At 30.3% G+C, this 4329-nt stretch carries 5 protein-coding genes and 2 pseudogenes; 6 read left to right on the top strand and 1 reads right to left on the bottom strand.

The window, feature by feature from the left end; translation table 11 throughout:
• Positions 1–181: 181 nt before the first annotated feature.
• The 4 genes and pseudogenes from IAI10_RS24335 to IAI10_RS24350 all read left to right on the top strand — a co-directional run bounded on the left by IAI10_RS24335 (position 182) and on the right by IAI10_RS24350 (position 2000).
• Complete coding sequence (locus IAI10_RS24335; protein ID WP_315675905.1) at positions 182–343, top strand: hypothetical protein; 162 nt, start codon at positions 182–184, stop codon at positions 341–343.
• A gap of 59 nt (positions 344–402) precedes the next feature.
• A pseudogene (locus tag IAI10_RS24340) lies at positions 403–639 on the top strand (JAB domain-containing protein); the annotation flags it as partial.
• A 98-nt stretch (positions 640–737) separates the two neighbouring features.
• Positions 738–836, top strand: a pseudogene (locus tag IAI10_RS24345) (RHS repeat-associated core domain-containing protein); the annotation flags it as partial.
• 531 nt (positions 837–1367) lie between these two features.
• The gene (locus IAI10_RS24350; protein ID WP_315675906.1) at positions 1368–2000 is read left to right on the top strand and encodes a hypothetical protein; all 633 of its coding nucleotides are present in this window, start codon (positions 1368–1370) and stop codon (positions 1998–2000) included.
• Positions 2001–2291: 291 nt separating this feature from the next.
• Here the strand turns inward: IAI10_RS24350 and IAI10_RS24355 are convergent, their stop codons facing one another.
• Positions 2292–2474, bottom strand: a complete 183-nt coding sequence (locus IAI10_RS24355; RefSeq protein WP_315675907.1) for a hypothetical protein — start codon at positions 2472–2474, stop codon at positions 2292–2294.
• Positions 2475–2720: 246 nt separating this feature from the next.
• Here IAI10_RS24355 and IAI10_RS24360 point away from each other — a divergent pair, with 246 nt between their 5' ends.
• Positions 2721–3620, top strand: a complete 900-nt coding sequence (locus IAI10_RS24360; protein ID WP_315675909.1) for an RHS repeat-associated core domain-containing protein — start codon at positions 2721–2723, stop codon at positions 3618–3620.
• A 54-nt stretch (positions 3621–3674) separates the two neighbouring features.
• Positions 3675–4112 (top strand): hypothetical protein, encoded by a 438-nt coding sequence (locus IAI10_RS24365; protein WP_315675908.1) that lies wholly within the window; start codon positions 3675–3677, stop codon positions 4110–4112.
• Positions 4113–4329: the final 217 nt, after the last annotated feature.

The following is a 4329-nucleotide window of genomic DNA, read 5'->3' on the forward strand; positions in this document are numbered from 1 at the left end:
CCATTATAATTAGAAAATTCATTAAATATAGCCTTCCATTTGTTATCCTGTGAACCTTTTTGCATGTACATAACCTCCCTAGTTAATTAATATCTGTTATTTTATCAAAACAGATTTTATCCTTCTAGGCGTTAATTTTTTTACGGTTACAAATATAAAAATCAAAATTGGAGGAATAGAAATGATTAAATACAATTATAGTAGTAAAAAAGAGAGTAAAGACATTGTTTTAAAGGAACAAGGAATCAATAATACTTCTAAAAATCTAAGCAGTAAAAGAGTAGATATAGTATCTATAAAAATTATTAAGGAATCAAGTATACTCTATAGAAGTCCAAGGTAAACTCACATAATGATGCATATGAACTTGTAAAGGAGTTTTTAGAATACTCTGATAGAGAACAGCTTATAGCCTGCTCTTTTGACACAAAGAATAAGCCAACTACAATTAACATTGTCAGCGTAGGTACTCTTAATAGTTCTTTAGTTCATCAAAGAGAGCTGTTTAAGCCAGCAATCCTAAGCAATGCGTCTTCTATCATAGTAAGTCACAATCATCCGAGCGGAGATCCGTCTCCTTCCTCAGATGATATTAATATTACGAATATAATAAAAAAATGTGGAAAGCTATGGGTATAAGAAAGTATTATAGCAGGAATATATAAACTATATCCACAACTTTAAAAATATGGTGGATTTTTTATAGATTTGCATATACAATTATTGTAATTAGTGGAGGCTATAGATACTATACAGAGACAGGATTATACTACTTGCAGAGCAGATACTACAATCCTGATTGGGGAAGATTTATAAATGCGGATGCTATAGCTGGTAGTGGTGTAAATACTAGTTCTAGTAGTACCATGTCAATTCCTTCAGATGAAATAAGTTCAATTAAAGGTGGTGCCATAGCTTCTCGCCAAGAAGGTGGAGTTCATACTGTTAAGGAAGGAACTAAGGCTAATCAAGGTAAAATATGAGTATGGTCGCCAGGGGAAAGTGATGTATATATAAAAAAAGCTTCATATGCTTTTAGAGAAATGAAAAATTCCGTTAAATCAACATTCAAGCAAACGCATTAATAAATATTGCAATAAGCGGCTTTGGTAATTACTTATCTTGCGGAGGTTTTAATAAGAAGTTTGTTATTAATACTACATTTGATACTCTAAGCGGAATAGCTATAGGAGCAATTTCTGTCGGAGCTGTAACAGGGGTCGTGGCACTTCTTAGTATTTCTGCTCCTGCAGCGGGTATAGGAATAGCGACAACAGGAATAGCATATGGTATTACACAGGTTATGAAAAATCCGTTTGATAAGGCGAAGAATTTTATTAATTCGATATTTTAATCAGGGGGGAATTATGAAAAATAAGAAAAAGCAAGACACGGAGGAAGAAGATTTAAAAAAATTTTATGTTTTTTTCACACTGACTGCATTTATAATAGACTTGTTTATGAATATTGGCATAATGGAAAAAAATAAAGTTTTTTATAAAATAGCACCTATAATTTTAGTAATAACTATTATGAGTTATTTATTTATTATTATAAAAAATCTAACGAGTAAAAATGCAGAATCAAAAATGTATTTGACTCTGTTAGTCATATTTAATTTAACCTCATTGCTTCTGTATTTAGGATCAGCTGATTATTGGCAACCAAAGCATACTATAACAAAGATATTAATATTTGCAAACTTTTTTATTATTGAAGGATTTATGTTATATAGGCGTATAATTATTAAAGATAAAGCTTATATGGATAGTATTAAATTTAGCAGTAACGGAAAATATTCTGTTAGTGATATTAAGGTTTCAGTTGCTATTTCTATTACAGTTGTAATGATTGCCAAAATTTTTGATAGCAATGAAATGCTTTTTTATAATCAAGAATTTAGAAATTATATATTAGCATTAATAGGAGTAATACTTCCGCCAATTGGCATAGTGGGAAGTGTTACAGCGATTGCTACTTATATGTATAGCGAACAATAAAAAGTATATTTAGATCAATAAAAATTATAATTTTAAATAGATGGGAGAAGCGAAAAAGCACTTTGAAATGCAGTTTTCGGTTCTCCTATTTATATTTTAGATTAAAATATTGAGGAATCAAAATGAGTAAATACAAATATAGTACTAAAAAATAAATGATGACAGATTTATAAAGGAAACTAAAATAAATAAAAAAATATGGGTGTTCCCATACTTTGAAAGGTGGATAATATATATGATTATAATTGCTAAATATATTATTGATGCTACTAAGCAAATATTGAATATTTACTACTTTTTATCCCTAAATTTAAGTATTTGTTTTATCAAGTCATAAATGATTGTCTGCTCTTCCTCAGAGCGTGTATTGAGTTCAAAAGCAAGCTTATCAATTACAGAAGACTTTTCTCTTCTATCAACTCTATTATCAAAATCAAACAGCTCTAAAAAGGTTATTTCTAAGGCATTGACCATTTTATCTAAAGTGTCTATAGTGGGCTTCTTTATGTAAACTTAAGGAAATTCTAAGTTTTCTTTAAGTTAGCTTTACAGAAGTTAACCAAACTAAATTGAAAATAAAGTTAGTTATGACATTTCGACAAAAAGTATACTTGAGTAGAGAGCTTATATAATGAGATTTTCGGCACATGAAAAAAGGATATAAAACTTTGTAAAGACAAGATATATTATACTTATGACAGTGCAGGAAAGCTTGTGTCCATGAACTTAAATGGTGTAGAATACTACTATATAAGAAATGGACAAAGTGATATAATTGGACTATTTGATAAGACAGGAGCGCAAGTAGTAAGCTACACTTACGATACATGGGGCAAGCTAGTATCTATAGATGGAAGCCTTAAGGATACTGTAGGAGTGAAGAATCCATATAGATACAGAGGATATAGATATGATACAGAGACAGGCTTATACTATTTGCAGAGTAGATACTACAATCCTGATTGGGGAAGATTTATAAATGCGGATGCTATAGCAGGAAGCTTAGGAGAGTTACTAGGACATAATCTATTTGCTTATTGTAAAAATAGTCCTGTAAATGGATATGATGTGGGCGGATTTAGAATGGTTATGGATCCAGATAGTACAGTTAGCGTGTACAATTATAATAATTGGGTTGTTCATTATCATGATACTGGACTATCTACTGGGCATAAAGTTTTAGATGGAGTTACAGATTCCATGGGAACTACTAAAGGTAATGTAGCATCAGGAATTACAGACTCTGGAATTGGTAAAGGAATAGATAAAATTGTATCAAAAGTTACAAAGCCAATTGATTATTTATTTTCTACGCCTAAAATAGCTAAGTTTAAAAGTGTAGTAGGGGCTGTAGGAATTATAAATTCCATTTCTTTTGGGCTAAGTATTAGAGATGATGTACTACATTATGGAACCAGAGATGCATTTGGAAGAGCTATAGTAGATTCGCTAGGATTTGGAGCTAGTATATTTTTAGCTGCTGCTACAGCTGAAATTTGGGCGCCTACGGTTGCTGGATTTGCATTAGGAACAGGTGCATCCGTACTCGGAGGACTTGCAATTAGCTTTGGAACTGGATTAATAAAAGATGCTTTCTTTTGGAGAAAAACTAAAAAATAAAGTTATTAATAAATCAAAATAGGATGATGAAAATTAAATTATAGGAGAAATTTAATGAATAATAAGAGCGACCTAATTAAAAGGATATCCGTTGTAGCAGCTTTATTTGGACTTTATGGTTTGCCAAAGTTTCACACTAAACTAGTAATAGTTTTTATAGTAATAGTATTCTTTGTTGCAATAGTATATATTGTAGAATGTATAAAGAATAAATATTCTAAAGTGTCAATTATAGTAAGCATATTAACCTTATTTATGGCTGCAGGGCTTTTGATTCACGAACTTACACTAAATAACTTAGATATGCAGAAATATCAGATATATATAGCAATATTTGAAGTTATTATTGTACTTTTAATAATTATAGTTAGTGGAGTTAATTATATAAAGATATCTAATAAAAGAAATGCGTTACTTGCAAAAATATCACTTGTAATTATGTTTGTCGGTATAATTGCTGTAATAATTCTAGCATTATTACCAGAGCAGTAAAGTTAGGAAAAATAGTTAAATATAAAAAACTTGTCAATTATAAAAGGATATTCTATAAAAAGGTTATAAAAAGAAATTGCTCCACCATGCTTTAAGTATGGTGGAATTTTTGTGCAACAAAGTAAACCACTTGCTAAGCAAGTGGAAGAAAAAAGGCTTATGCCGTTGAGTAGAAAAAAACTCCTATGTTAAAATAAATGCAGGTCTAGCCAACCGC

It is taken from the genome of Clostridium sp. 19966, from assembly GCF_032335695.1.
Taxonomy (GTDB): Bacteria; Bacillota; Clostridia; order Clostridiales; family Clostridiaceae; genus JACTOJ01.

Bases quoted from the DNA above. Each gene is read 5' to 3' on its own strand.
- IAI10_RS24360 (WP_315675909.1), top strand. From the start codon at position 2,721: ATGAACTTAAATGGTGTAGAATACTACTATATAAGAAATGGACAAAGT.
- IAI10_RS24350 (WP_315675906.1), top strand. From the start codon at position 1,368: ATGAAAAATAAGAAAAAGCAAGACACGGAGGAAGAAGATTTAAAAAAA.
- IAI10_RS24355 (WP_315675907.1), bottom strand. From the start codon at position 2,474: ATGGTCAATGCCTTAGAAATAACCTTTTTAGAGCTGTTTGATTTTGAT.
- IAI10_RS24335 (WP_315675905.1), top strand. From the start codon at position 182: ATGATTAAATACAATTATAGTAGTAAAAAAGAGAGTAAAGACATTGTT.
- IAI10_RS24365 (WP_315675908.1), top strand. From the start codon at position 3,675: ATGAATAATAAGAGCGACCTAATTAAAAGGATATCCGTTGTAGCAGCT.